General features: G+C 69.0%; 28 protein-coding genes and 5 pseudogenes. 14 read left to right on the forward strand and 19 right to left on the reverse strand.

The features are described from left to right. Positions 1-751: 751 nt before the first annotated feature. From OHA19_RS38860 to OHA19_RS38900, 9 genes and pseudogenes are all read right to left on the reverse strand, one after another. Positions 752-1,129 carry a nuclear transport factor 2 family protein gene (locus OHA19_RS38860; RefSeq protein ID WP_018088611.1) on the reverse strand — a complete coding sequence of 126 codons (378 nt, stop codon included), beginning with the start codon at positions 1,127-1,129 and terminating at the stop codon, positions 752-754. A gap of 524 nt (positions 1,130-1,653) precedes the next feature. After that, entirely contained in the window at positions 1,654-2,364 is a 711-nt protein-coding gene (locus OHA19_RS38865) for a hypothetical protein (protein ID WP_331753973.1), read from the reverse strand. A gap of 9 nt (positions 2,365-2,373) precedes the next feature. Beyond that, entirely contained in the window at positions 2,374-2,670 is a 297-nt protein-coding gene (locus OHA19_RS38870; protein ID WP_331753975.1) for a hypothetical protein, read from the reverse strand. A gap of 947 nt (positions 2,671-3,617) precedes the next feature. After that, the gene (locus tag OHA19_RS38875; protein WP_331754687.1) at positions 3,618-4,187 is read right to left on the reverse strand and encodes a transcriptional regulator; all 570 of its coding nucleotides are present in this window, start codon (positions 4,185-4,187) and stop codon (positions 3,618-3,620) included. 142 nt (positions 4,188-4,329) lie between these two features. Further along, complete coding sequence (locus tag OHA19_RS38880; protein ID WP_405753408.1) at positions 4,330-5,013, reverse strand: hypothetical protein; 684 nt, start codon at positions 5,011-5,013, stop codon at positions 4,330-4,332. A 351-nt stretch (positions 5,014-5,364) separates the two neighbouring features. After that, on the reverse strand, positions 5,365-5,757 hold the full coding sequence (locus OHA19_RS38885; RefSeq protein WP_331753981.1) for a hypothetical protein: 393 nt from the start codon (positions 5,755-5,757) through the stop codon (positions 5,365-5,367). A gap of 899 nt (positions 5,758-6,656) precedes the next feature. After that, positions 6,657-6,953 (reverse strand): hypothetical protein, encoded by a 297-nt coding sequence (locus OHA19_RS38890; RefSeq protein ID WP_331753984.1) that lies wholly within the window; start codon positions 6,951-6,953, stop codon positions 6,657-6,659. 1,167 nt (positions 6,954-8,120) lie between these two features. Beyond that, positions 8,121-8,852 (reverse strand): annotated as a pseudogene (locus tag OHA19_RS38895) (DUF2637 domain-containing protein); the annotation flags it as partial. A gap of 179 nt (positions 8,853-9,031) precedes the next feature. Next, positions 9,032-9,196, reverse strand: a complete 165-nt coding sequence (locus OHA19_RS38900) for a hypothetical protein (protein ID WP_331748705.1) — start codon at positions 9,194-9,196, stop codon at positions 9,032-9,034. 182 nt (positions 9,197-9,378) lie between these two features. Here OHA19_RS38900 and OHA19_RS38905 point away from each other — a divergent pair, with 182 nt between their 5' ends. From OHA19_RS38905 to OHA19_RS38930, 6 genes are all read left to right on the forward strand, one after another. Then, positions 9,379-9,597, forward strand: coding sequence for a hypothetical protein (locus tag OHA19_RS38905; RefSeq protein ID WP_331748708.1), 219 nt, complete (start codon positions 9,379-9,381; stop codon positions 9,595-9,597). Positions 9,598-9,599: 2 nt separating this feature from the next. Next, positions 9,600-10,022 carry a hypothetical protein gene (locus OHA19_RS38910; protein WP_331753990.1) on the forward strand — a complete coding sequence of 141 codons (423 nt, stop codon included), beginning with the start codon at positions 9,600-9,602 and terminating at the stop codon, positions 10,020-10,022. Next, positions 9,913-11,043 carry a putative T7SS-secreted protein gene (locus OHA19_RS38915; RefSeq protein WP_331753992.1) on the forward strand — a complete coding sequence of 377 codons (1,131 nt, stop codon included), beginning with the start codon at positions 9,913-9,915 and terminating at the stop codon, positions 11,041-11,043. The genes OHA19_RS38910 and OHA19_RS38915 overlap by 110 nt, the downstream gene beginning before the upstream one ends. A gap of 34 nt (positions 11,044-11,077) precedes the next feature. After that, a complete protein-coding gene (locus OHA19_RS38920) occupies positions 11,078-11,287 on the forward strand; it encodes a hypothetical protein (protein WP_331748717.1) in 210 nt (69 codons plus the stop codon). Between the two features lie 10 nt (positions 11,288-11,297). Further along, a complete protein-coding gene (locus tag OHA19_RS38925; RefSeq protein WP_331748720.1) occupies positions 11,298-11,741 on the forward strand; it encodes a hypothetical protein in 444 nt (147 codons plus the stop codon). 63 nt (positions 11,742-11,804) lie between these two features. Continuing rightward, a complete protein-coding gene (locus OHA19_RS38930; RefSeq protein WP_331748723.1) occupies positions 11,805-12,122 on the forward strand; it encodes a hypothetical protein in 318 nt (105 codons plus the stop codon). Here OHA19_RS38930 and OHA19_RS38935 read toward each other — a convergent pair. Beyond that, on the reverse strand, positions 12,111-12,779 hold the full coding sequence (locus OHA19_RS38935; protein WP_331748727.1) for a hypothetical protein: 669 nt from the start codon (positions 12,777-12,779) through the stop codon (positions 12,111-12,113). The genes OHA19_RS38930 and OHA19_RS38935 overlap by 12 nt on opposite strands. A gap of 86 nt (positions 12,780-12,865) precedes the next feature. Between OHA19_RS38935 and OHA19_RS38940 the strand changes: the two genes are divergently transcribed. Together OHA19_RS38940 and OHA19_RS38945 are read left to right on the forward strand one after the other, a co-directional pair. After that, positions 12,866-13,840 (forward strand): ISL3 family transposase, encoded by a 975-nt coding sequence (locus OHA19_RS38940; protein WP_405722898.1) that lies wholly within the window; start codon positions 12,866-12,868, stop codon positions 13,838-13,840. 132 nt (positions 13,841-13,972) lie between these two features. Continuing rightward, on the forward strand, positions 13,973-14,377 hold the full coding sequence (locus OHA19_RS38945; protein WP_331748733.1) for a transposase: 405 nt from the start codon (positions 13,973-13,975) through the stop codon (positions 14,375-14,377). A gap of 68 nt (positions 14,378-14,445) precedes the next feature. Here OHA19_RS38945 and OHA19_RS38950 read toward each other — a convergent pair whose 3' ends face one another. Continuing rightward, positions 14,446-14,973: a DinB family protein gene (locus OHA19_RS38950; RefSeq protein ID WP_331748736.1), complete on the reverse strand. Its 528-nt coding sequence runs from the start codon at positions 14,971-14,973 to the stop codon at positions 14,446-14,448. Positions 14,974-15,330: 357 nt separating this feature from the next. Here OHA19_RS38950 and OHA19_RS38955 point away from each other — a divergent pair. Then, positions 15,331-15,524 (forward strand): annotated as a pseudogene (locus OHA19_RS38955) (transposase); the annotation flags it as partial. Positions 15,525-15,575: 51 nt separating this feature from the next. On the opposite strand, the gene OHA19_RS38960 reads toward OHA19_RS38955, so the two are convergent. Genes OHA19_RS38960 through OHA19_RS38975 form a run of 4 tightly spaced genes read right to left on the reverse strand, consistent with a single transcriptional unit; the run spans position 15,576 to position 20,057 of the window. Next, positions 15,576-17,060, reverse strand: coding sequence for an AMP-binding protein (locus OHA19_RS38960; RefSeq protein ID WP_331748739.1), 1,485 nt, complete (start codon positions 17,058-17,060; stop codon positions 15,576-15,578). Then, the gene (locus tag OHA19_RS38965) at positions 17,057-18,283 is read right to left on the reverse strand and encodes a thiolase family protein (RefSeq protein ID WP_331748742.1); all 1,227 of its coding nucleotides are present in this window, start codon (positions 18,281-18,283) and stop codon (positions 17,057-17,059) included. The genes OHA19_RS38960 and OHA19_RS38965 overlap by 4 nt, the downstream gene beginning before the upstream one ends. Further along, entirely contained in the window at positions 18,280-19,212 is a 933-nt protein-coding gene (locus tag OHA19_RS38970) for a fumarylacetoacetate hydrolase family protein (protein ID WP_331748746.1), read from the reverse strand. Before OHA19_RS38970 ends, OHA19_RS38965 begins: the two co-directional genes overlap by 4 nt. A 53-nt stretch (positions 19,213-19,265) precedes the next feature. Next, on the reverse strand, positions 19,266-20,057 hold the full coding sequence (locus OHA19_RS38975; protein WP_329865608.1) for a cyclase family protein: 792 nt from the start codon (positions 20,055-20,057) through the stop codon (positions 19,266-19,268). Between the two features lie 140 nt (positions 20,058-20,197). Here OHA19_RS38975 and OHA19_RS38980 point away from each other — a divergent pair, with 140 nt between their 5' ends. Together OHA19_RS38980 and OHA19_RS38985 are read left to right on the forward strand one after the other, a co-directional pair. Further along, positions 20,198-20,806 (forward strand): TetR/AcrR family transcriptional regulator, encoded by a 609-nt coding sequence (locus OHA19_RS38980; RefSeq protein ID WP_331748753.1) that lies wholly within the window; start codon positions 20,198-20,200, stop codon positions 20,804-20,806. A gap of 447 nt (positions 20,807-21,253) precedes the next feature. Continuing rightward, entirely contained in the window at positions 21,254-21,514 is a 261-nt protein-coding gene (locus OHA19_RS38985; protein WP_331748756.1) for a helicase associated domain-containing protein, read from the forward strand. A gap of 2 nt (positions 21,515-21,516) precedes the next feature. Here OHA19_RS38985 and OHA19_RS38990 read toward each other — a convergent pair. Further along, positions 21,517-21,675, reverse strand: a pseudogene (locus tag OHA19_RS38990) (transposase); the annotation flags it as partial. Between the two features lie 20 nt (positions 21,676-21,695). Further along, positions 21,696-22,271: pseudogene (locus tag OHA19_RS38995) on the reverse strand (class I SAM-dependent methyltransferase); the annotation flags it as partial. 306 nt (positions 22,272-22,577) lie between these two features. Between OHA19_RS38995 and OHA19_RS39000 the strand changes: the two are divergent. Then, the gene (locus tag OHA19_RS39000) at positions 22,578-23,027 is read left to right on the forward strand and encodes a hypothetical protein (RefSeq protein ID WP_331748759.1); all 450 of its coding nucleotides are present in this window, start codon (positions 22,578-22,580) and stop codon (positions 23,025-23,027) included. A 453-nt stretch (positions 23,028-23,480) separates the two neighbouring features. Then, positions 23,481-23,939: a hypothetical protein gene (locus tag OHA19_RS39005; RefSeq protein WP_331748762.1), complete on the forward strand. Its 459-nt coding sequence runs from the start codon at positions 23,481-23,483 to the stop codon at positions 23,937-23,939. A gap of 91 nt (positions 23,940-24,030) precedes the next feature. Here OHA19_RS39005 and OHA19_RS39010 read toward each other — a convergent pair whose 3' ends face one another. Both OHA19_RS39010 and OHA19_RS39015 read right to left on the reverse strand, forming a co-directional pair. After that, complete coding sequence (locus tag OHA19_RS39010) at positions 24,031-24,459, reverse strand: hypothetical protein (protein WP_405753411.1); 429 nt, start codon at positions 24,457-24,459, stop codon at positions 24,031-24,033. A 203-nt stretch (positions 24,460-24,662) separates the two neighbouring features. Beyond that, a pseudogene (locus OHA19_RS39015) lies at positions 24,663-24,894 on the reverse strand (hypothetical protein). A gap of 18 nt (positions 24,895-24,912) precedes the next feature. Here OHA19_RS39015 and OHA19_RS39020 point away from each other — a divergent pair. Beyond that, on the forward strand, positions 24,913-25,209 hold the full coding sequence (locus OHA19_RS39020) for a hypothetical protein (RefSeq protein ID WP_405753541.1): 297 nt from the start codon (positions 24,913-24,915) through the stop codon (positions 25,207-25,209). Positions 25,210-25,442 lie beyond the last annotated feature (233 nt).

The following is a 25,442-nucleotide window of genomic DNA, read 5'->3' on the forward strand; positions in this document are numbered from 1 at the left end:
CCGCAGACACGACGCGCCGCCACTACGCGGCGGAAAAGCAGGCACCGCGCTCCGCGCGGTATCGGGCCTGCGGCCCGGGATGCCGGGCCACTCCGTGGCCCTTGGTTACGGTCGGAGCTCCGCACCGACCGTGTGAGCATCCACTTCGTGGCTGCTCAGAGCCCGCTACGCGGGCGGCTGGCTAGGCGGAGGGGTGGCCTCGGTCGGAACGAAATGTGACGGACCGTGAGGAACGGGCCGGGCACCGGAACTACGCCCACCCAGACAGTGCGTCAAAACCTGACCCCAGATGAGATCTGGAATCAGCACGCACCCCTAAGGCACCTCACGAGCCCTCAAAAACCCCACTCCCCCGAATTAACCCACCATCAAAAATCGCGACCCTTGAGCACCGGAAGGGAACTGGATTCGGGATCCGTGAACCCGTGAATCCCGAATCCGAAAGTGCGTCAAAAACCAACTCCGCTCTTTTCGGGAATCAGCACGGATCCCCTCTCGGTCTCGCCCGATAAACACGAAAGCCCCTCCGCGCGGAGGGTTGGGATGCGGGACGTCGTGCCCCGGCCGCTGCGCCGCGAACTCAGCCGCCTGTCTTGAGCGAGGTTCATTGGCCCCACAGGGACGAAGCCAGTGGCCCCACCCTATCGAACGGTCAGACGACCGAAGCGTTGTGAAGATGATCTCGGCTGGACAGACCCGGAGCCCCGAACGGGGCCGGTTCAGGAGAAGGACGGCGCCAGAGGAGAATGACTCAAGAGGCGGACGGCTCGATCTCCCCCGCGAAGACGATGACCTGGTCGATGAGGCTCCGCCGCAGATGCACGACGTCCGTTCCCGCCAGGCGGGGGCCTCCATCCGGCGTCGTGAAGACCCACTGGTACCGGGCCCACTCGCCCGGCATGTCCACCGCCGAACAGCGCACCATCGTGCCGGTCCCCGCCGGGTGGCGCCGGATGTCCAGCACGAACCGCTCGACCGCCTCGATCCCCTCACTGCGGCCCAACGGCCCCCAGAAGACCACGTCCGAGGTTAGGGCCTGGGAGAGCAGCGCAGTCACATAGCTGTCGTCCGAGGCGTTGAACGCGGAGATGAACGTGTCGATCGCGGACCGCGCGGTCTCTTCCTGCATGCACCATTAATACCAGTTGCCTCGCGGACCGCGCTCGTCCCGTGAGCCGTCTCCCGACCACGGTGAACCATCCCGGTCACAGCACTAGCTACCGTCACAGGCGCTCCGGACGCCGCACAGGGGCGCTTCTACGCGGCCCCACTGCGTCTGACGCCCAGAGCCGCTGTACACCTCCACCGCTTCGGCCCCCACCCCAGAAACGGCCGGGCACCAGGCCCGGCCCGCGCGCGGCCCCGCCGACGCGCGAGAGGGACTTGCCGGCCGCCGATCCCCGAGGCGCTCCGCCCGCCCCGCCTCCACCCCTTTCTCTTTCGGTAGTCGGGCGGCAGGGGGGTGCGCAGAGGGGATGTCAACACCCCGACCACGCCTCTACAGGCATGGTGACCTGCACGAACACCCGACGCATGCGGGACGGATCGGTGCCGATCACCAGCTGAACCGCTGCCCCACATGGCTGCGGCGCCTCCCAGTGGGAGGCGCCGCAGTCGTTCTATCCAGGTGCTCCGGGCAGGTGTTGCGTCACATCACGCTGCGCGCTGTCCCTCCTGGTCGCGCAACAGGGTCACCGATGCGAACTCTTTCTCCTCGGCCCGCCGGGCCATTTCCTGGTGGGCCTTTACCCATTTGCCGATGTCCTTCGACCGGGTCGGGTCGTCGCGCAGGGCCCGGACGGCGGCGGAGAGCCACCGTTCGAGTTCCGTTTCTCCCTGTACGTAGCAGGCCTGCAGGAAGGCGAGGGCCTGCGGGGGATCCACGGGCAGTGCGTCCCCGGCGATGATGCGGCGGGCGGTGGTCTTGGGGAGCATCCCGGTCCCGGCCATCGACTCCATCTCGCCGGGAGTCGGGTAGCCGGCCCACACATGCTGGTGGCGCAGCGCGCGGAGGAAGCCCGCGGTGTCCGAGAGCAGGGTGGGGTCGGGTGCCTTGTGGACGTAGTACGGCGCTCGGGTGGCCCGGCGGGCCCTGACCCACAGCTCGTGGCCGCGCGTCAGGAGCACCTCGGGTCCGAAGACGTCCTTCTCGGTGAGGGTCACGGTGATGAACTGCTCGACGGTGTCCCAGGCGGGCACGGTCGAGCCGGAGGCGGCCCGCTCGAAGGTGGCCTTCGAGAGCCAGCCGCCCTCGGACATCTGGCTGTAGGTCAGGTCGGCTGCACGTCGGCGTTCGCGGAGGTACTCCGCGAGCTCCGCGCGTGCGGGAACGGTCTGGTCCACGTTGTTCTCGGGGCGTCCCACGCGGCCGCCTCAGTTGTCCGAGCTGAAGTACGCGCGGGCGAACCGGCCGATCCGGCTGCCGTTGCGGCCTCCGGTCACGACCACGAGGACGACTCCGGCGCCGATGCCGCCAGCGCCCGCCAGGAGCAGCAGGACGTCCTGGACGGTCATCGCGTCGGGGGCGAGGAACGCGGCGGTGGCGATGGACGCGATGATCACCAGTGCGTGTGGCATGGCGAACCGGCCGCTCATCGTGATGGTGGTGGTGTCGGCCGACGCCGACTCGATGGTCGCGGTGCTCGCCGCGACGATGGGCTTTTTGCCCATGACAGGGTCTCCCTAACTACCGCCCGGCGACCGTGAGATCGCCGGACGGTGCTACTTGGCTCCAACCGGAAAGCCCGTGTTGTGCGGTCTTCGGGAGTTGGCGCTCCCTGCGCACACGTGGACTGCTGGGGCAAGTTTCCCAGGCTCGTAAGGGGTCCTGAGGGGAGGTCAGCCACTTGTCTCACCAACGTGCCAATGCTCATCTCGATGCCGAACTTCTCCATCAAGGACGTGATGTAGCGGGCCGGCGGGGCATCACGAGGCCGTGGCATGGCTCTGCAGCGCAGGTCAGAGCACCGCGCGACGCCTACCACGACAGAATGACAACCCCCCAATGCGAACAAAAGGGATGCCTGGGGAGGGGAGGCGCAGGCCACGGGGCCTGGCTGTGCAGGCTGCGGGCCGTAGCGGGGCGAGCTGTACCGCTTGTGTTCGCCCTACCACGCAGTACAGGACGGACCGGCCTGGCGCCACGGAGCTGACCTGCGTTGATTCAATTTCGCGCCCGCCCATTTCTGCGTGATCGCCACTCTCCAGGCACACTCGTCTCCAGAAAGGCGCGCGTTCCCAGTAGGGGCCGCCCTTGCCCTGATTGCTACTGGCTCCAACCGGCGCACCAGGGATTACGGGTCCGGATGTTGGCGCATCCGCCCGAGTGAAGCCGATGGCCATGCCCTTTCCGGGCAGGCATCGGCTTCACCTGCACCAACGGACATTTCACAGCGACCGCCCCCAACGGCCCTCTCCCCGGACCCCGGGCAGGACGCGAGCACCACGGCGGCCGGCAGACCGCGCGCTGCCGCCAGCTGCTCACCAGTCCCCAACTCAAGCGCCGCAAACACTCCCGATTCGCCGTGCGGCGATCTGACGGCCAAACTCGACCGCCCTGGCCCCCCCCAGAGACACGGGGTAGTTGACAGGCGCTCAAATCGACGTACAGGGGCGTTCTAGGCGGCGAATCCGATGTTGGTGACGTACTCGTACTGGCCCCACTGGGATCCGAGGTCGACGATGACGTCTTCCCAGGAGTCGTCGAGGGCCTGGTGGGCGCCGGCCGACCAGGCTTCGACGATGCGGTCCCATCGGCGGACGTTCATCGCGCGGTACTCCACCAGCCGTTGGAGCGGCCGCGGTACCTGCGACTGGTTCAGCGGGTGGATCTCGACCCGTGTCCCGCCGTTGGCATTCAGGCGTCGCAGGAGGTGCCGGGCGACATTCTGGCGGCGGACCTGGCGGTAGGCGGCCTCGATGCGTTCCAGGTTGGCGTTCGACGGCCGGCGCTTCTCGTCCAGCCACGCCTTCAGCGTGCGGTCGGTCACCGTGAGTCCGGCGTCCCGGGCCGCCTTGCGGCTGTGGTCGGTCCGGGTCAGGTAGTGCAGACGGGCCATAAGGCCGCGCTTCACGGTCACCGGGGTGACGATGCCGTCCGCCAGCTCGTCGAGTTTGCGTGCGACGGCGTCGCTGCCCTTGATGCCCCGGGCGCCGAACTTCCCGAAGTCGATGGTCCGCTCCGGCATGAGTCTCTCCTCCTCGTCGTGCGAACTGGTCACTCGTCAGCGAACGGATCCCCCGTGCGCCCGCCTGTGCCGCGATCGCGGGCCGCTCAGGGCTGGGAGGCCCGGAGCGGCTGACAGTCGCTCAGAGGGGCGCACAGGCGGCCTAGAACGGTGCGTGTGCCTCTGCGGCCTCTGCTGCCGCTGCGGTTGCGGTTGCCTCTGCTACGGCCGCTTGCCACTCAGCTTCCACGCGGTCGCGCTCCTCCTGGGCCCGCATCCGGCACCGGCCGCACAGACCGAGGACGAGCACCGGACGCCCGCACGGGACTCCGGCGTGGCCGGGGCACGTGCCGTCGTCGGTGGGCTCGGCCTCGATCGCCTCGGCGCTGAGCAGCTGCATCTGCTCGACGCATGTAGCGCACATGGCGCCGTCGGGGGTCCGCCGGGTGCAGCCGCCGGGGCAGAGCGGCCACCCCAGGTGCTCGGGACACAGGGTCTCGCCGACCACGGCGAGTACCGAGCACATGTGGTCGTCGCCGTCACACCCGCGCTGCGCGTCCGCGCCGCGCCGCAGCTGGGCATCCTGCTCCTGGCGCTCCGACCACGTCGGGGGCGTCGGCGTGGCCGGAGCGGGCGGCTGGTCCGTCCACGGCAGGTCGGGGGCAGGGGCCTGGTGCGGCACGGTGCCCACGGTCAGGTGCGGGACCGGCATCGAGGCCGCGGCCCGGAGTCGAGCCGAGACCACAGCCCCGACCGTGCGGTGCAGCGGGTCCGGCAGCGGACGCCCGGCAATGACCTGCCGCAGGTGCTCACGGGGCCACCCCGCTTCCAGGAGCCCGGTCACCATCAGCCCCTGGTCCCTCAGCGCCGGACCGGTCAGCAAAAACTCCGGCTTCCAGGCCCCGATGGACAGCAGCAGCTCGACCCCAGGGGCCGGACGCCGCCTGACGGGCGCTCTGCCGCCCTGCGGCCGGGCGGTGGTCCACCGGGGACCCGTCCCGGCCGCAGCGGCGTCATGGGGCGGCGCAGCGCCTGGCGGCGGTCGGTGATCCGGGCGTGCGGCCCGCCGTCCGCGAGATGGTGTGTCAGCACCGCGCGGACGGCGCACTGTCAGGGCATGCACCGGCGCCTAGGCCCGGTCATACCCACACCCTCGGTCAGCGTTACCGCGGTGCAGAGGCTCCCGATCCGTGAGCGGCTACCACGCCAACTCCTTGTCGAGGGTGAAGATCAGGTGGTTGCTCCCCTCGACGAGTTCGAACGACATGTTGGGCGGCCAGCTCTCGGTCTTCCTGTACCCGAGGTGGGGAAGCGGGAGAAGCGGGTGCTCGCTCCAGCTCCAGTTCGTGTAGATGGCACCGTTGGCCACGTACCCGCCGGTCACCCGCTGCACGCTGACCTGGTTCACCACTTCCGAGTCACGCGGCGTCAGTGCGGGGAGGGTCATGGCAGCAGCGGCGGCACCGGACGTCACCTTCACCTCGTGGCACTGGAACGGGATGAGCGTGAGCTCGAAGGCATCCGCGGGCTGGCCTTCGATCTTGTGCTTCAGCTCGAACGTGTAGGTGGGCGATTCAGGTTCGGCGGACACTTCGTCTCCTTCGTACTGCTGGGTATGAAAACACCGGTGACGCTACGTCCGTGCATGGGACAGAAGGATGAGAAGCAACCTTGATCACCCATGCGGGGCAAGGCCGCGCGTACGCGCTCGGCATCAGGCGGCCCGGCTCAGGCACGGGCAGCCGCACACCGCGCCGCCCGGACCCTGATCCCACCTCTGCCACGGCTATCGCGTGAAAGAGGTGTCCGCGTCCGGGACCGGCTTGCCCGCACGGTCTGACCTGCGTAAGCGGGCCGTCCGCAGCTGCTCGGCGTCAGCAGTGCCCAGGAGTGCACCGTGCTCGATCCGCTCGGCGGACAGCAGCCGCGGGCGCGGTGCTGGCTCCGTGCTCCTGGTCGTGCTCGTCGTCGGTCCGGTGCCCGTCGGGCGTTCAGGGGTGCCCCGGGCCGGGCCGTGGTCCTGGCCTGGGTCATGGTCGGGCCTGTGGTCGGGCCGGATGGTCTGGGCCGACCACGGTCCGCTGGTCGGCCCGACCACGGATCAAATAGCCCGGACGGGTGAACCCGGGGGCTCGCGTACGCGGGTGCGGATCTAGGCGAGTGTGCGCAAGTACGCCTGAAATCAGGGTAGTTGACATACTTTCTGCCGGTCTGTCACGGTGCTTCGCATGGGCCGGACCGACTGATGTCCGGGGACCACGAGGAGATCGTCATGGAGACCTTGTGGGAGCTCTCACTTCCCTGACCAGGTAATCCTCACCCAGTGACCAGCCAATCCTCATTGCTTGTCCAGCAACAGCGCCCGGCCACCACTCCTCAACGCCCCATAGAAACACCCGAATCGGCCCGCCCCACAGCGCCCAAGGTCGGACATCGAACTGAGAACCATCCCGGACACGAAAGCGAGAACTCCCAGAAAGGGCGAACAGCTCAGAGGGCGGTGCCATGAAGGGCGCGGCGGTCGGACGTGATCGCGTAACGGCGGGCGGCGAGGCCGTGGTCGAGTTCCTCACCGATCTCCTCGCACAACAGGGCGAGGACGTCGGCCGCGTCGGTGTCGGACAGGTAGGCCGGCGCGACTTCGAGCATCAGCTCGCCGATCGCGTGCGTGCTGGCGGCGAGGTCGTCGACGGCGGCGCGCAGCGCGGCGAGCGCAGGTTCCGCCGGCGGATCGGCGGGCGGCGGAGGCGGGGCGGTGCGGACGTCACGGACGGCCTGGCGGACCACCGCGGTGGAACGTCACACACCGGCGGCCCGCTTGATCGGCCCGAGGTACTTCCGCACCGTGCCCTCCTGGTAGCCGCAGCGCTCCGCCAAGACCGAAGCAAGAGCCTTCGCCGAAAGCTGCTGCTCCTCCGGTGACAACTGTCGGTAGTGGAATTCCACCCGTGCCGGGCCCGTCAGGTGAGAGCCGTCCTGCTGCTCGGCCTCCTGCTCGACCTCGCTCTCACGGATGTCCGGGGCCGACTCCTCGGTGTCGGGCTCGCCCTCATCACGGGGCTTCGGGACTCTCACCTGGACGACGCTGCGGCCGCTACTCTCCCGCCCGGACGCGTGTACGGCATGCCGATCCGTCGGCAGCGTTTGATCCTGCTGGTCGGCGGCGAACCATGGTGGCGTGCCGGGCTGCTCCTCTGGGTCATCGTCGGTGCCGCTCGGGAGGAAGTCCTCGTCGGGGCTCTCGTCGCCCTCGTGGTTGGGGGCCGCCTCGGCGGTCTGGTCCGCTGCCGCCGGTGCCGGATCGGCCTCGGAGTCGACGTCGCCGTTGTACTGAGCCTGGCGTTGCGGAGCAGACTCACTCCCGTCGTCGTCCTGGTCCTGCGCCTGGAACCAGGCGACGTAGTCACGCAATTCGTCTGCGGTGATGGGCTGCCCGGTGGCTCCCAGAATGCCGTCGCGCTGGTACACGTACTCAGCGAGGGCGTCGGCGTCGGGGTACGAGCCTCGTTCCGCCGCGTACGTGAGCCCGGCGTTGTAGAAGTAGTCGGCCCATGTCTCTTCGTCAGCTGCGTCCTGGGGAGCATCCAGGCTGGACGCGCCATCGGATGCGGGCGCGCCGTGCTGTTTGAGCACCTGCAGCAGGGGCTGGACTTGCTCGCGGGACAGCGGGTCGCCGGCTGCGGTGGCGATGCCGTACCGGTCCTGGAGCCAGATAGCGAAATGCTCACTCGTCGGCTCGGAGTTATAGGCGGCGAGCCAGGCCTGGTAGGCGTCGGCAAGACGCCCGTCGGCGCTGGCATCGTCCGGTGCCGGTTCGGGCGGCCGTACGGCAGCCGCTGAACGCACCTGGGATGACGGCTTCGGTTCTCCGGCACGCAGCTGTGCAAATTCCAGCTCTTGCGCGGCAGGGGCCTCAAGGGCGGGACTCTGCCTCTGCTTCGGGACCTGAGCGGCCTGGGCCGGGGCGGGGGCCGGGGGGAGCAGGGCGGGTTCGATGCCCGCGGCGGCGAGGCCGGCCGGGGCGGTCTCGGCCAGCGGGACGCCGTACTTCGCCAGGCGCAGCGGCATCAGGGACTCGACGGGGGCTTTGCGGCGCCAGTTGCGGCCGAAGCGGGCCTGGAGGCGGGCCTGGTAGATCAGCCGGTCCTGTTCGAGCTTGATGACCTGCTCGTAACTGCGGAGCTCCCAGAGCTTCATGCGGCGCCACAGCTTGAACGTGGGGACGGGGGAGAGCAGCCAGCGGGTGAGGCGGACGCCCTCCATGTGCTTGTCGGCCGTGATGTCGGCGATCCGGCCCACCGCGTGGCGGGCGGCCTCGACGGAGACCACGAACAGCACCGGGATGACGGCGTGCATGCCGACGCCGAGCGGGTCGGGCCAGGCCGCGGCGCCGTTGAAGGCGATCGTCGCGGCGGTCAGAAGCCAGGCGGTCTGGCGCAGCAGCGGGAACGGGATGCGCAGCCAGGTCAGCAGCAGGTCCAGGGCGAGCAGGACACAGATGCCCGCGTCGATGCCGATCGGGAAGACCAGCGAGAAGTCCCCGAAGCCCTTCTGGAGGGCGAGCTCGCGCACCGCCGCGTACGAACCCGCGAACCCGATCGCGGCGATGAGCACCGCTCCGGCGACCACAAGACCGATGAGTATCCGGTGGGTGCGTGTCAGCTGAAGCGGTGCGCTCCTATGCATGACCGTCCTCCCCCTCCTGAATCTGCAGCATCCGGCCACACTCTCACGAAGGGTGACCCGAGCCTGTCTGCGGCGTACGTCGGGGGATCGTCGGCGAATAGTGATCGCGAAGCGCGGCGGACCGGAACAAGCCTGTCTTCTACCGGCGCCGCCCCGGGAGCGGCGGCCGACCCGAAGGATCAGCGCGGTGTGCTCCATCCCACCTCCGCGCAGTACCCGTCCGCAACGGCGTCCAGATCGACGAACGGTGACACGAGGGAGCCGGCTGTGGTGTCGGCGTGTGCCACAGGGCCGTTCCAGTCGGTTTCATTGCTCTCCCGACCAGCCGCGATGCCGATGGACATGCGGTGATCCTTCCCGTGTTTCATCCAGCTCAGGGCTCGGGTGGAAGAGGGGGAATAGGGATGTCGTTGCGTGACCTGGTCCGCGACGAGGCGATGGCGCGGATGTCTCCGGCGGAACGGTTGGCTCAACTGCGTGCCGCACGACTGTACTTCCAGCGGCCGGAGAGCCCCGGTTTTTTTTCGTGTCCGAGACGGTGGATGGTCCGGTAGTGCCGGTTTTCACCTCCTGGGAGGGGCTGGCTCTGTTCGCGGGAGCATGCGACTGGGCGTCGACCACGGCCGAGGACCTGGTAGAGCTGTTGCCTGAAGGGGTGCGGGCGCTGGTGGACCTGTTGGGGCCGAACCCGTTCTTGTTGGAGGCCGCGATGCTGGAGGAATTGACAGAGGCGGAGGGGGAGTAGACATGGCAGGGGGCGGAGCGGATGGGCCTGAGCCGGGGGATGGTTACAGGATCGAGATCGCCGAGGTGCGCAAGATCATGAAGCCGATGGAGGAGTCCGTCGTCGCGGCGCACAAGATCAAGCAGGACTGGAAGTCCATGGCCCAGGGCATCCAGAACGCGGCCACCGTCGACATCGAGAAGCCGGCCAAGGACGTGCTGTCCGAGTGGGGTTTCGGCATGGGGCGGCTCGCCGAGCACGCCGACTCCATCGTCGAAGGCCTGCGGCAGGCCATAGCGGCCTACATGATGGCGGACCTGCTGCAACTCGAGAACTTTGCGCCGACTGGTCGTCAAGCTCCGTGTCTATGCGGGCGCGTTCAAGGACGGCTACGACAAGCTGACCGACTTGTCCCTGCTGCCGTGGACCGGTGCCGCGGCCGATAGCTTCCAGGACGCGAGCAAGCGTCTGCCCAGGGAGTTGGAGTCGGCACGCAAGTACTTCACCTCCGCGGCGGGCGCTCTGGACGCCTACGCCGACAAGCTGCGTTCCGTGCAGAAGCGGGTCAAGCCGATCATCGAAGATGCGGACGAGGTAAGGGCTGCGTCGAAGAAGTACTGGGAAAACGTCAGGGCCTACAACGCCGCTGTCGACCGCGGGGACGATACGCTGCCCGTGCGGCCGCCGGACGACGATCCCATCACCGGGCTGGACTCTTGCTATAGCCGGCTCGACAAGCTGGAGAGCGAGCTGCAGGGCGTCGTCGATGACTCCAAGGCCAAGCTCGCCAAGGCGGCCGAGAAGGCCCCCAACGCGCCCGAGGGCTGGAACCGCTTCAAGAAGGGCGTCGGGGACTTCTTCGGCGGCATGGGCGACAGCGCCAAGGGCATGTGGAAGCAGTTCGAGTACATGGCCGAGGACGGCCCCGATGGCGCCAGCCTGCAACTGGCGGGCATGATCGACGGGGCCGCGTACGCCGCGAACCACCCCACGGAGTTCGCCAAGGCCGTCACCAACTGGGATGAGTGGCAGCGGAACCCCAGCCGTGCCGCCGGCCAGCTCACCCCGGATCTACTGCTCGCCCTCGCCACCGGCGGCGGGGGCGCCCTGCGGAAGGGCGCCTCGACCGCCAAGACTGCCGCTCAGCGGCTGGCGAGCCGCGAGCGGGCGCTGCGTCGCGACGGCAGCGCCGCTGAGCGTGCCGACGGCGAGCCGAACAAGCACGACAAGTGCACCAAGGAGAAGTGCGGAGAGGGCGAGCCGGTCGACGTTGCAACCGGCGAGATGTTCATGTCCGCCACGGACGCCAGTCTGCCCGGCGCCCTGCCGCTGGTACTTGAGCGGCACTACGTCTCCGGACACTCGTGCGGCGGTTGGTTCCCCGATCCGGCTGACCGACCCGCTCGGACTGGCTCCCTACGACCTCGAACCCGAGTCGGAGAAGATCGCGGACCACGCCAACGGTGAAGCGCTCCGCCCCGACGGCAACGGAACGCACTACGTGCGAGGAGTCGACCCCAAGGCCCTGAAGTTCTACGTCGACGGAGTGATCAACCAGCGCATACCCAACATCGACCCGAAATACGGACTGCGAAATGATCGAGAGGCCTTCTGGGACCCGGACAAGGAGGCCGTGGTCATCGTGGACGGTGACGGGGGCACCGTGTTCACCCCCAAGGAGGGATACTCCTACTTCGAGGACCTGGAGTAAGAGGAACGGTATGTCCGAGCAAACCAGCCGCAGCGTCAGCCTCTCCCACTCGGAGTTCACGAGGCTTTACTTCCTGACACGCGAACTCAATGAGTTCCCCGCCGAGAAACTGCAGGGCTTCGGATGCGATGCCGAAGAACTGGAAGATCTGTTGTCACGGCTCAGGAGCGCTCGTCGCCAGTCCAAAGAGCATGGGGAAGCTCTCCGTTTGACACTCGTTTTCTCAACGACGCTCCCCGAATCGGACGCCGCACCAGCTCTTGCCCACGACGGAGACAATCACACTCGGGCGGCGCCCGCCCACATGACCGTCACCGTTCCCGCGAGCGTCGCGCAGTGGTGGGCCCCCGCTGCGCACTGGGTCCTCCATGCTCACAGTCCTCGGGAGATTTCCCTACGCACTGGGTACTCAACCGATGAGCTGCGCGAAGCACTGGCAGCCCTGCCGGACTGAGACCGATTCGTGCCTCGCCTCCTCAAGGAGCGGTATTGGCGGCGGGCGAGGCGGTCATAGAGGGTGATCAGCACGGCGGGCGAGGCCGACATCAAGCCCGCCATGGTGGCTGCCACTCTGAAGCAGCTTCGCCAGGACGTGCGGGAAGCCTTCGATGTGGCCTGGGACAAGCGCGGTGCGGTCTTCGCCGAGCGGAGGATCAGGGCCCTCCTGCCCCGGCAGGGTATGAGTCGCCAAGAGGAACAGATCGTCCAGACAGCGATCGCCTATAACCCCGTGGTTCTCTTCGGCAAGCACCCCACGAAGACGGTTATGGAGCGCATCGGAGGCTCCGACGCCGCGATGGCCTCGGTGGTGAGGGGGACCTTCTCAAGAAAGTGATTCCAGAGTGAGGCGGTCGTGGAAGTGGTGGGCGGCCGCGTACCGGTCCAGGCCGTCCAGGAGGAGTTCCGCGCGGACCACGGGCGCGATGGAGTACGGGTCAGGAATGCCCGCGCGGTGCGCGGCGTCCTCGATCAGGTAGCTGATCTTCAGCCGGGCATATCCGTGGCGGGTGCGCAGGTACTCCCCCGCGGTGCTCTTGCCGCTCTCGGACATCCCGCCGAGCGCGAGGATGCGGACTCCGGGCAGGCATCCGGCCGGTACGAGGGCGGTGTGCGGGTGCATGCGTCGGCGCAGGTCGTCCTGCACGGCGGCCACCGGGCGGCCGTCGACGACGATGACGTCGGCGAAGCGGTTCTCGGCGACCAGGCGGTGGATCTGCAGGTGCAGGTGGTGCTGGTAGTCAGCGTAGGTGGGGGTGACGGACTTTTCGTGGGAGAGGGCGCGGGCCGTTCCGGTCGCCGGGTCCTCGTGGTGCAGCAGCAGGATGGCCCGCTCCCGGGTTTCGGCTGTCTTGAGGTCTTCTGCGTACGGTTCCAGCAGGGCCTGGGCCCTGTAGGCGGCCTGCTCCGGTGTCAGTTGCTCGCGCACCGCGATGGTCGCGGCCAGCGAGACTTCCCTACTCGGGTTCTGGCTCAGGTTGTGTGACGCGTGCACTGTGAGTGACCACTGAACTTGCTTTGTTGTTGTTCCCGTCGATCGCGGACGTCGCGGTGCTGTCGGTGGACGTGAACATCGCGATAGTGCGTGTTGATGCGCGGTGCACCGCCGCGGGTGCCTCGTGTCCGGGGTGCGGGGCGTGGTCGGCCCAGGTTCACGGCTCATACCTGCGGTTTCCCGCTGATGTTCCGAGTGCGGGGCGATGCGTTGTACTCCAGCTGCGGGTCCGCCGGTTCACCTGCCAGAACGCGGAGTGTGGACGCCACACGTTCGTCGAACAGATACGTGGCCTGACTCGAAGGCACGGCCAGCGGACCGAGCGCCTGCGCTCGACCCTGGCCGCGATCGGCCTCGCCCTCGCTGGCCGGGCCGGCGCCCGCCTGGCCGACATCATGGGTGCACCGGTCGGCCGCAGCACGGTCCTGCGGCTGGTCGACGCGCTTCCCGAGCCGGAGGTGCCCGCTCCGCGGGTGGTTGGCGTGGACGAGTACGCCACCCGCAAGGGCCGCCACTACGGCACCGTCCTCGTCGACGTCGAAACCCGCCGACCCATCGACCTGCTGCCTGACCGGGAGTCATCTAGCCTGGCCGCGTGGCTGGCTCAGCGGCCCGGAATCGAGGTCGTGCGCCGCGACCGCGCCCCGTTCTTCGCCGAGGGCGCCAGCGTCGGCGCCCCGCAGGCTGTGCAGGTCGCGGACCGGTGGCATCTCTGGCACAACCTCAGCGAGGCAGCCGAGCGGAGCATCGCCCAGCACCGTCGATGCCTGCGAGTCCTGGTACCCGAGACGTCTGAAACGCCGGAGACGGAGGCCGCCCCGGCGGAGGAGTCGTCCGGCTCGCCGTGGCCGACCGGTCACCGGTTCGCCGAACGGACCCGGACCATGCATGCCACGATTCACGCCTTGGTGGAGGCAGGGCACAGCCGTCGCGCGATCCAGCGACAGCTCGGCATGACCAGCCGAACCGTCAAACGGTACGCGGACGCCGCCAGGCCGGAAGACCTCTTCACTGGGCAGTGGCGGACCCGAACCTCCGTCCTCGACGAGTACAAGCCCTAGCTCGACGACCGCTGGAACGAGGGCCGCACCAATGCCTGGAAACTATGGGAAGAGATCGTCCCACTCGGTTATCAGGGCAGCTACCAGCGCGTTCGCGCCTACCTCCGTCAGAAGCGCACCTCGCCGCGGCCCGTGACAGCGCGTCCGCCCTCGCCTCGGACCGTCGCCGGATGGGTCCTCCGCCGCCCGGAAACCCTCTCCGAGACCGAACACCTCCACCTGAAGAACGTACGGGCCAGCTGCCCCGAGATCGACGCTCTCACCAGGCACGTCCGGTCCTTCGCAACCATGCTCACCGAGCGCCAGGGCGAGCGCCTGCCGGACTGGCTCGACGCCGTCAGACAGGACGACCTCTCCAGCCTCCATACTCTCGCTGCGGGCATCGACCGCGACCGCGAAGCAGTCATCGCCGGCCTCACCCTCCCCTGGAATTCAGGTGTCGTCGAAGGGCATGTCAACCGGATCAAGATGCTCAAGCGCCAAATGTTCGGCCGGGCAGGCCTCCAACTACTCAGAAAGAGAGTCCTGTTGTCGTAACAGCGGTGACGGTGTCACGACACTACTGGCAAATAGAGCCAGCCGAACAAAATGCCGCTAACCGCATTTCACGCCCCGGCGACACCGTCGATGCGCTCTCGGATCAGGTCGGCATGGCCGTTGTGACGTGCGTACTCCTCAATCATGTGGACCATGATCCAGCGCAGCGAAACCCCTCCGTCACCTACGTGGCTGGCTTCCTGCTCAGACAGCCGACCGGAGTCGTCCAGCGAGGCGGCAGCGATGAGCTCACGCCCTCGAACGATCTCTGCCTGCCAGACCGCTGTGACCTCGTCGAGTCCTCGGCCACCCTCAAGTGCAAAGCCGTCGACGTTGCTCTCCCCGAAGACTGCGCGCACGTCCTGGCCTGCGAACACACGCTGGAACCAGTTGCGTTCCACCTCGGCCATGTGCTGGACGAGGCCCAGCAGTGTCATCGACGACGGCCCAACCGAGGCCAGCCGTAATTGATCGTCTTTGAGGCCCGAGCATTTCAGGGCGAGAGTGGCACGGTGAAAATCGAGCCACGATTCCAGCATGGCGCGCTCGCCAGCATGTGCGGGTGGGATAGGACGTCCGTCCGGTGTCGAAGTCATGCCAGGAACCCTGGCACACGCCGCCATGAACTTCGCGGGCCTTCGCTGGCGACGAACACGCGCGACCCCTCTCGCCCAGGCAGCTCAGTGGCAACATCTTGCCGAGCAATGCGAGGTAACTCCCGGAAGGGAATCGAAATGACATTCACAGAAGGTGGCACAACCATACGTACCACCTGGACTTCGAACGCGAGGCGGACCACTGAGAGTGGTCGCGTCACAGAAGTGGTCGCGTACGCAGCGTGAGTGCCGATCTTCGTGTGATGGCGGTCGAGGTCGCCCGAAAATCGCCCGGCCGGAAGGCGGTGTGGTCGACAGTGCTGCACTGTGAACGAAGTACAGCCGCAGCTGGATGAGCTGTTCAAACAGACTCTCGGCTGGGCCTGCCCAAAGATCCGCGCCCCGGAAGCGGCCGACCGGTGGACCTGGCTCATCCTCGCCGCCTACACCCAACTCGTCTCGCCCGCCCGTTGGCAGCCGATCTCCGAAGGCCATGGGAGAAACCGAGCGTGAGGCCGGCGCGGGAGCACGCGCCAGGGTGCGCTCGGCGCCGGCCGTGTGTCATCTGAGGAAGTGGGGCGGATTGCGCGCCCGAGCCCTGTTCAGGGCTGGTTGCGGAGTTTCTTCTTGTCGATCTTGCCAAGGGCGGTGAGGGGCAGCGAATCGGCGAGATGGAGCAGTTTCGGGGCCCAGAGTGCGCCCTTGCGGGCGCGGACGTGGTCCGTCAGATCGGCTGGGGTGGCCTGCTGTCCGGGGCGCAGGACCACGGTGGCGGTGACGGCTTCGCCCCAGTGCGGGTCGGGGGTGCCGTAGACGGCGCTGGCGGCGACGGCCGGGTGTGTGGCGAGGGCGTCCTCGACCTCGCGCGGGTAGACGTTGAATCCGCCGGTGATGATGGTGTCCTTGATCCGGTCGATGATTGTGATCAGGCCGGTGTCGTCCTGGCGGGCGACATCGCCGGTGTGCAGCCAGCCTCCGTCGAGCGCGATTGCGGTCTGTTCGGGCTTGTTCCAGTAGCCGTCCATCACGAGCGGTCCTCGGACGCACAGCTCGCCGGGCTCGCCTGCTGGTACGTGCCGGCCGTGCAGGTCGAGCAGGGCGATCTCCACGCCGGGCATCGGCCGGCCGCAGCTGCCCAGGACGTGCGGGTCGTCGCGGTGCTGGGCCGGGTCCAGGACGGTCAGGGCATTGGGGGCCTCGGCCTGGCCGTAGTGCTGGCTGAGCACGGGGCCGAGGAGCCGGTGTGCCTGGGCGAGCCGGGTGGGGTCGGCGGGTGCGGCGCCGTAGAGGACCCAGTTCAGCCCCGACATGTCGGCTGCGAGGAGGCGGGGGTGGTCGAGCAGGGCGTACAGCATCGTGGGAACGACGAACGTGGCGCTCACGCCGTCGCGTTCGATCGCGTCGATGACGTGGTCCGGGTCGAAGGAGGGGTGGAGCTCGAAGCCGGCGCCGTGGAGCAGGCCGGGGGCGACGAGGAGCCCGGCGGCGTGCGACATGGGGGTGGTGATCAGGAAGTGGGTGTCCGGTGGCCAGGCCCAGGTGGAGCAGGCCCAGGCGTTGGCGAGCAGTGAGCGGTCGTGCAGCATCACGCCCTTGGGTTCACCGGTCGTGCCGCCGGTGTAGAAGAGGTAGAGCGCGGGGCCGCGTGGGTCATTCGGACCAGGGGGTGTGTCTGCGGCGATGCGGTCGAGTTCGGCGAGGGAGATCGCCTTGGTGCCGTCGGGGCGGGCGCGGGCGGCGAAGCGGGTGTCGTCCACGACCAGGCAGTCGGACACACTGTCGCGCAGGACGGTCCGGTCCGTGTCCGCGGTGGCCAGCGGATGCAGGGCGGTGTAGCGCAGTCCGGCCAGGCAGGCGGCGGCCATGACGGTGAACGCCTGCGGGTTCGGGCCGCACAGCAGGGCGAGCCCGTTGCCGGGCATGAGGCCCAGTCGTCCGAACGCGGCCGCGGTGCGTTCGATCCGTTCCGCGGTCTCACTGTAGGTCCAGGTGTGCTTCGTCCCGTCGTCGCCGGTGAAGCGGAAGGCGGTGCGCTCGGGCCGCCGGCGCAGCGCCGACAGGATCAGGTCCGCGTAGCCGGGCGTCATCGGGTCCTCCCCAGGATGGTCACGGCGGCCACCGCCTCCTCGATTCCGTAGAGGCCGCCGCCGTTCTCGGCGATGGCGATGCGCGCGTCGGGGACCTGGCGCTCGCCCGCCCGGCCGCGCAGCTGCGTGACCAGTTCGAAGACCTGCGCCAGTCCGGTGGCGGAAACCGGGTGGCCGCGCGATTCGAGTCCTCCGGACGGGTTCACCGGAACGGTGCCACCGAGCGCGCCGGCGCCCGATGCCGACCACGGGCCGCCGTCGCCGATCGGACAGAATCCCAGGTTCTCCACCTGCTGAATCTCGCCGAAGGCAGTGGCGTCATGGACCTCCGCCACGTCGACGTCCTGCGGACCGATGCCGGCCTTCTCGTAGGCAGCGAGCGCGGCCCGGCGGCCGATGTGCCGCCCGGCGTCGTCCGCAGCCCGGTCGGTACCCGACAACAGGACACTACTCAGTACCGCCACGGCCGACTCGTCACGGGTGAAGTCGGCGCGCGTCACGACGACGGCGGCGGCCCCGTCGCTGACCGGTGAGCACATCGGCACCGTCAGCGGCCACGCCACCCGCCGCGCCGCCAGGATCTCCTGCGCGGTGAACGCTCGACGGAAGTGGGCCCGGGGGTTGTGGACGGAGTGGGCGTGGTTCTTCGCCGAGACCGCGGCCAGGTGGGCTTCGGTGGTTCCGAAGCGCTGCATGTGGGCGCGGGCCAGGGAGGCATAGATCTCCGTGAACACCGACCGGTCGCCATCCACGGACAATTCGGGCGGCAGAGGTTCGGTCAGGGCGGCGAGCGCGGCCAGGGTCTCCTCGCGGTGGGCGATGTCCATGGCCCCGTCGAACACCGCCAGCCCCTGGGCGGGATCGGCGCAGACGAGTTTGTCCACGCCGACGGCCAGGGCGACGTCCGACAGGCCCGCCCGTACGTGGGCGATCGCCAGCCACAGGGCCGTGGCGCCGCCCGCGCAGGCGTTCTCCACATTCACTACGGGTACCCCGGCGAACCCGTGCGGGCGCAGGGCGACCTGGCCGGGGATCATGTGCTGGCCGTCGATCGCCTTCTGGCTGACCGTGGCGTGGAAGACTGCGCCGACGTCGGCCGGGGTGAGTCCGGCGTCGCGCAGTGCCTCGTGTGCGGCCTGGCCGACGAGGTCGCCGGCACTGCGGTCGAGGTGGCGGCCGAAGGGGGTGGCGCCGACGCCGAGGATGAGTGCTTCGCGGTTCATGACACCACCCGGTTGCGCAGCACGCCCAGGTCGGAGACTTCGAGTTCCACGGTGTCGCCCGGTTCCAGGTAGCGGCCGTGCTCCAGCCCGCAGCCGGTGGGCACGGTGCCCGAGCACAGGACCTCTCCGGCATGCAGCCGGGTCGACTGGGAGGCGAAGGCGATCATGTCGGCGAAGGTGTGGTGCATGTCGGCGGACGTGCCCCGGCTGACCTCCTCGCCGTTGATGCGGGCGGTCATCGTGAGCCGGTACGGGTCGCCGAGCTCATCGGCGGTGACGATCCACGGGCCCAGGACGTTCGAGTCGGTGAAGTCCTTGCTCTTGCTCAGGCCCAGCCCGGTGGCGATCTCCTCCAGCTGGGTGTCGCGGGCGCTGAAGTCGTTGAAGATCGTGTAGCCGAAGATGTACGACGGAGCGTCCGCTGCGGGGATGTCCGTGCCGTCGCGGCCCAGCACGCAGGCGAATTCCAGCTCGTAGTCCCGCACGGAGGAGTACGCGGGCCAGTGGATGTCGCTGTCGTGGCCGGTCACGGAGAGCCGGTTGGTCACGTAGTACAGAGGGCGTTCGAGCATGATGGCGGGCAGTTCGACCTGGTCGGCCGGGATGCCCTGGATCCGGGAGCGGGCGTTGCGGAAGTGATCCATGAAACTGCCGAAGTCCCGGATCTGTACGGGCCTGGGCAGCGGGGAGAGCCAGCGCAACTCGGATGCGGCGACGACCGCTTCGGGCGGGGCCTGTGCGGCGAGCCGCTCCAGGGTCTGCCGCACGGGTTCGCCGCCGTCGATGATCGTCTGCATGGTGGTCAGCGCTGGGGCGTGCTCGCCGGTCACCAGGCGGTGGGCGCGGTTGAGCAGCAGCAGGCGCTCGCCCTGGTCGAGTACGAGCGCGGTCCGCTCGGCGCGGTCGTGCTCCACGGTTGCGAGTTTCATGGTCGGTTCCTCTCCTCAGCAGGGTGCAGGGGTCGGTCTGCGGGGATCGGGGGTCAGACGAAGGCCACGACGCGGGCGGGGGCGGCGCTCGCGCGGGCGATCTTGATCGGGAAGAACGCCACCCGGAACCCCGACGGGGGCAGTGCGGCGAGGTTCGTCAGCTGCTGGACGATGAAGACCTCCCGCTCGCGGCCGGCCCGGTGGCCATCCCACAGCACGGAGTTGTCGCCGCTGTCGCGGAACTTGCGCGCCATCACGGGGAAGCTCAGGTCCCAGCCCGCGGCGTCGGTGCCCAGGACCTTGGCCCCGAGGTCGGCCAGGAGCAGCGTCGACTCGCGGCTCATGCCCGGGTAGCGGAAGAACTCAGGGTCGGACAGCCCGTAGCGCTCCTGGCCGGTGCGCAGCAGGACCGCTCCGCCGGCCGGGACCGGGGCGCCGTTGTCGGCGAGGGCGGACTCCAGCGCCTCGACTGTGATCGGGGCGTCCGGTTCGCACCGGTCGCGCAGGTCCAGCACGAGCGCCTCGCACCACAGCTCGTCCAGGGCGATGTCGGTGATGGTGCGGGCGGGCCTGCCTTCGCAGGTCGAGCCGTAGTGCAGCGGGGCGTCGACGTGGGTGCCGAGGTGGGAGTTGAAGTCGGTGAGCAGTTCCGCGCCCCAGCCCTCGCCGTCGGGCAGGTCCTCGACGCTGCAGTGCATGGCGGCGGCGAACTGCTCTCGGCCCTCGCCCGTCGGGTGCGCGTAGGCCACGGCCGGCGCGATCACCGGGGCGAGCGGGCGCAGCTGCTCGGGGAGCCGCTCGCGGTCGGCGGGGTCCAGCGTCCTGGTGAGGTCGATCAGTTCCATGACGAACCCTCCTTAGTTGTTGGACGCTCAGCATAAAATTGGACCGATAGCATAGGCAAGAGCTCGCCGGCCCGGCGCTGCTCGGCCGGCGTGACAGAATCGGCCGTGTCAGGCCGCCGCAACGTTGGGAAGGACACCGCGTGGGTGCGACCCGCAAGCAGGAAATCTCCGCCGAGACCCAGCGCCGGCTGGTGGCCGCCGCGTGGGAACTCGCCGCCGAGGGCGGGTCCGCCGCGGCGTCCGTCCAGGCCGTGGCGGAGCGCTCCGGCATCAGCCGGGGCTCCGTGGCCTGGCACTTCGGCTCGAAGGACGGGCTGCTGAAGGCGGTGATCGAGGAAGCGTTCCGATGGGGCACGGACTTCATGCGCGAGCGCCTGGCCGTCGCCGGGCCGGACGCCGGAATCGAGGCGCTGATCGAGGCGAACTTCGCCCTGATGTCCCGGCCCGAGGCGCACATCTTCTCGACACTCCTGATCGAGGCGGTGAGCCGCGAGTCGGCCCTGCGCACGACGTACGCCGAGGAGTACGCCAAGATCCGCGGCCTGTACGCCGACCACCTGCGCTCGACCGGTGCGCACGTCACCGACCCGGAGGCCGTCGCGGCGGCGCTGCTCGGCGGCACCCTGGGAATCAACATCCAGCACCGCCTGGACCCGGCCCTGGACCGCCGACGGGCTGTGACCGCGATGACGGGCATCTACACCGACGCGCTGTCCGGAACCAGACCTGACACTCCGTCCGGTGCCTGACCCACACCTGCCTCCGGGACGCGCCGGGCGAGGTCGGGGACCAGGCCCGCGCGGCGAGCGCCCGAGGCTCCAGGCGCAACCGCGCGGCTGCATGGGCGTCTCGCCCCCGGATACCGGTACGGCCGGGGGCTCGGCCGCCGCCGTGTCAGCCCGGCCCGGCTTCGGCCGGCCCCAGCGGCGACGCCGCCGTAGTGCACACCCCTGGCCGGCCAGGACCTTGCCCGCGGAGCATGGCCGGTGACCACCTGCCAGGGCTGGCAGCACTTCGCCACCACGCCTTCCCCGGTACCCCCCGCACGCGCGCGAACGTCCCGAGCATGTTCACGCCCCCTTGTCCACCGAACTTTGGTGGCGCCTGCAGCGGCGACGAAGCTGCAAACAGGGCCGCAAGAGGCAGCTTGACGCGTTCGCGGTGCGCACTTCCAGATCCCAGGCCGCGCGCGGCCGGTGAAACGGACGCAGGACGATAGGTGGGCCCTCAACCTGGCAGCCGCACGGCAGTTCCACGCTCGTGAGGGGCATCTTCGGGTGCCCCGGAAGCACGTTGAGGAGCTGGAGGCGGTGGAGGTCCCGACAGGCCGTCAGGACGGTGCTGGCGGGCCCGTGGTGGTCAAGCTCGGCACATGGCTGGACAACGTGCGTAAACGGGCGGACAGGCTCAGTGCGGAACGGCGGGCCGAACTCGGCGCCCTCAGCATGCGCTGGTAGCCGTTGTGCCTCACTGTCTGCCAAGGGCCGAACGCCTCGCGGGGCAGATCTCTCCATGGGAGCCCGGTGCGGTACTGGTAGATGATCCCGTCGATGATGCGACGGTGGTCGGCGAACGGGCGCCCTGTCTTCCCGGCGTTGCGGGGAAGACAGGGCGCCAGGCGTGCTCACTGCTCGTCGGTCAGCAGGCGCAGGCGCCCACTCGTGGTCGCCGGGGCTGGTAGGCGGTGGCCAGCACAGAGACAGCGACCTGGTCGGGCAGGAGGCCGTCATCGCTCAGGTCTGCATGGTTCACGTGGCGTGCGCTCGGTGTCATCCCCACCAAGTCCAGGGCCTCCAGTCCGACCAGGGCCATGGGGTACTCCACCTGTTCGGTGACAGTGACTGTGAAGTAGGGGTCCAGCGCCCGGTGCAGGCGCTGTTCCTTGGCAGGGTCGATGGTGACCATTGCAGGCACTCGGCCGCGCAGCTCGACCAGGTGTCGATCGGTAGGACGGACCACGATCAGCCGGCCGGCCGGGCGGAGTACCCGGTGAAACTCGGCTGGATTGCGCGGGGCGAACACGTCCAACACCACGTCGGCCACCTCGTCGGCGAGAGGAAAACATCCCAGGTCGCCGCAGCGGCTCGTTCATGGGCTCGGGCTGCCGAGCGCAGCGCGCGCCGACGTGTCCATGCCCAGACCTCGGGCGCCGGGCAGATGGTCGAGAACGCCGGCCAGGTAGTAGCCCGTGCCGCACCCGACGTCCACCACGGTGCCCCAACGTCGCCGCCGCACTCCGGGCCAACTCCCGCGACCCGAAACGCCCGCTCGCCCTACTCGGCCTCACATGATCACAAACCGGATATCACGCGACTACGCCGAAGCCCTGGGTGTAGCCGTACCCGTAACCCGGCGGGACAAGGGGAAGGTGAGGGCCCGAAGATCGCATGGAGGTATGGGAGTTAACCCTCACGCCGCCTCCACACATACTGAGGTCCAGTGCAATGTCACATTGCAACTGCATCCTGAGTGCATCAGTGATGCCTATGAACGACGCCTCTGAACAGGGAGAACTACCTCATGTCTCGTATCGCTCTGCTCGCCACCGCGGTCGTGGGCCTGGCCTTATTCGGCGCGGCCCCGGCCACCGCCGCACACGCCCCCACCACCACTGCCCCCACCGTGACGTGCGGTCCGTCCGCCCTCCGGGTGGGCTTGTCGACCAAGGTGTGCGCCGAAGTCACCGGCAACAGCGTGCAGCTGTACGGCCAGATAAACCTGGCGGGCCCGCCCAGCCCGGGCTCCACGCTCCCGGTCAAGGACCTGACCATGACCCTCACCGGCAACGCCGTCGGCGGCACCTCCCTCGGCCACCTGGTGCAGCGGGTCCGTTTCCAAGCCGCGACCACCCAGGTCCGTGGCGTCGGCGGCACCGCCCCCTGCGGCTCGACCGTCCACGCCGAGTTCACCTCATCCGCCCTCGGCTATCCCTCCAGCCCGGTGACCCTGAACGTTCCGGTCACCTGCTGACGAACGTCCGACACAATGAGCAGGCTGCGCGGCCGGAACCGGACGCGGAGCCTTCCTGCGGCAGCGAGGGCGGTTACTTCGGGCAGCCCTTGAATTCCCCGGTCTCCCACGCTGTGCGGCAGATGGCCCGCAGGGGGCGGCCCGGAGATGAGGTGACCCCGGCAAGGGGTTTCTCCCTGGCGGGCGGGTGGTCGACGGGCGTGGTCAAGGGGGCCCACGGCGCTGACTACTTCCCTACGACCCCTCCGCAACGCCCGGCCCGAGGAACCGCCGGCCTCTCACGCGGGCGCAGTGTCGACCCCGTGCTCCTGGTCGTGCTCGTCGTCGGTCCGGTGCCCAGCGGGCAGCGCCCTGATTCAGGGCCGGGTCAGGCCGTGGTCCCGGCCCTGCTCATGGTCGGGTCTGTGGTCGGGCCGCCCCGGTCGCGACGGCGCCTTCAAGGTGGGCACCACCGTGCTCGCGACGAAAGGGCTGACCTCGGGCGAGTTCCTGGCCTGGATGGACAAGGCGTTCGCCGGTGACGAGCGCGTGCTCCTCGCGGCGCATCCCGAGCACTACGTGATGGGCACCGATGAGATCGGCGCGCGGGTGGTGGAGAACATCGGCCCGCACGTCGCCGACTTCTACATGGGTGGCTGGGGCACCGACGCGCTGGCCTGGGCCAAGGACGCGGATGAGCTCCTCCCTGAGTCGGAGTTTCCGCGCAAGATGTCCTCGAACCTCTTCCTGGCCGACGGCACCGTCGTCGGGCGGGCTCTGATCCAGTTCGGCGACACAGCCGACGGCTTCACCGCGAACCTGACGGTCTACTTCCCCGTCACGTGCCCGGACGAGGTCCTGGACCACCACCTGCGGCACTACGCCGTCGAGTTCCGGAACTGGATCGTCGCCGCCGCGGCCGCCCGCGCCTGAAACCCCCGGCCGGACGCCGGACCTGGGCGGCGAGCACCGCCATGGAGCGCCGGACGTCGTCCATCGCCTCCCGCAGCCCGGCCGTCACCTCTCAGGTCTGCGTGGTCGTCAGTGGCGGCCGTGCCGGTTGTCGTCCTGGTCCTGGTCGCGGGTGCCCATGGCCCCATCGCACTCCGGGCCGACGGGCGGGACCAGGGCGTACGGGTGTCCTCTGACAGATGATCTTGACCGTTTGCCATGAGATCTTGGCGATACGACGGGGTCGGCGGAGGCGGGTCAGCTGCGAGAGGGTGACCTTGCCCAGCACCGGGGAGTCCGCGCTGTACTCCTCGCCGATGATCTCCAGCTTCACGCCGCCCATACCGGTGCCGAGGTTCGCCTCGACGCGGAACTTGATGCCGCCCTTGAAGCCCAGGTTGACGACGCCGAGCACGGCCACCTGCAGCGGCACGTCGATCGCATAGCCGGAGCAGGGGATCTCCAGCCCGATCGGGGGAAGCTGACCATAAGGGGAAGACACCGAAAGTATCTGCGGGGATGGGCATCCCGCGCCGGGCGACGCGGACATGCTGTCCGAGCAACGATGCGCCGCACGCTACTGACCAGGACGGCCACGGGCGGCCGGCCCACGCTGCCCTCCAAGGGGCGGGAAGAACTCGCCGGGGCAGCTGCGGTTGGCTGCGCGGGGGAGTCGACCGGAAGGGTTCAGGGAGTGTCGCCGGGTCAAGTGAAGCGGACCGGGTGGCCGGGTCGCGGGTTGTACATCGCCTGGCCGCCGGGGCTGATCTGCCCGAGCTCGGTCATCAGCGCGGCGCCGGTCTGGATCTCGTTCCGCCGTCCAGCCGGTGATGTCGAGCAGCAGGCCGTCCAGCGTGCCGCCGACCAGTTCGGTGTAGTCCCGGTCCGGTCGCGTCCCGCGGAAGCGGGAGAGCCAGCTTCCGCCGGCCTCGGGCAGGACCTGACCCTGCTCTTGATGCCGGTTCTCATCCGGCCAGGCTTGGTGTACGTCGGTGACGAACCGCTGGTCGCAGTCCTCGCACGGAGACGGGCGGGGCTCTTGGGGAACACCATGGCCGGCGCGCTCGATCGCCTTCTTGATGCAGACAGGACGTTGGGCCTCGCGCCCGGCTTGGTGCTGCTCTGTCCCACGATGCACCAGCTCACGATCCTGGTACTCGCCGACCCCTTGGCCTTCGGCGACGACCTTCGCTTACCGTCGTTGCACAGGTGCGGGTGGGTGTCCTGCGGGGCTCCCCAGTCCGTCGTGTGAGCCGCCTCCCACCGTTCGTTGGTGAACCTCGCCCCGCAGCCGGTGCAGACGGGACGACGGGCCTCGTGCTCGCTTTCCTTCTTCGAAGCCTGCTCCTGGGCAGCCCGCCGCACTCGTCCTGCCAGACCTTGGCCTCTTCCCGGGCAGCGGCATCGGCCGCCCAACGACGGGGATTGCCGATCGCTGCTGGCGAATAGGGCGGGAGGGCAGACGCGGTGCCTGCCGCCGTGCGA

Source organism: Streptomyces sp. NBC_00012, from assembly GCF_045040875.1.
Classification (GTDB): domain Bacteria; phylum Actinomycetota; class Actinomycetes; order Streptomycetales; family Streptomycetaceae; genus Streptomyces.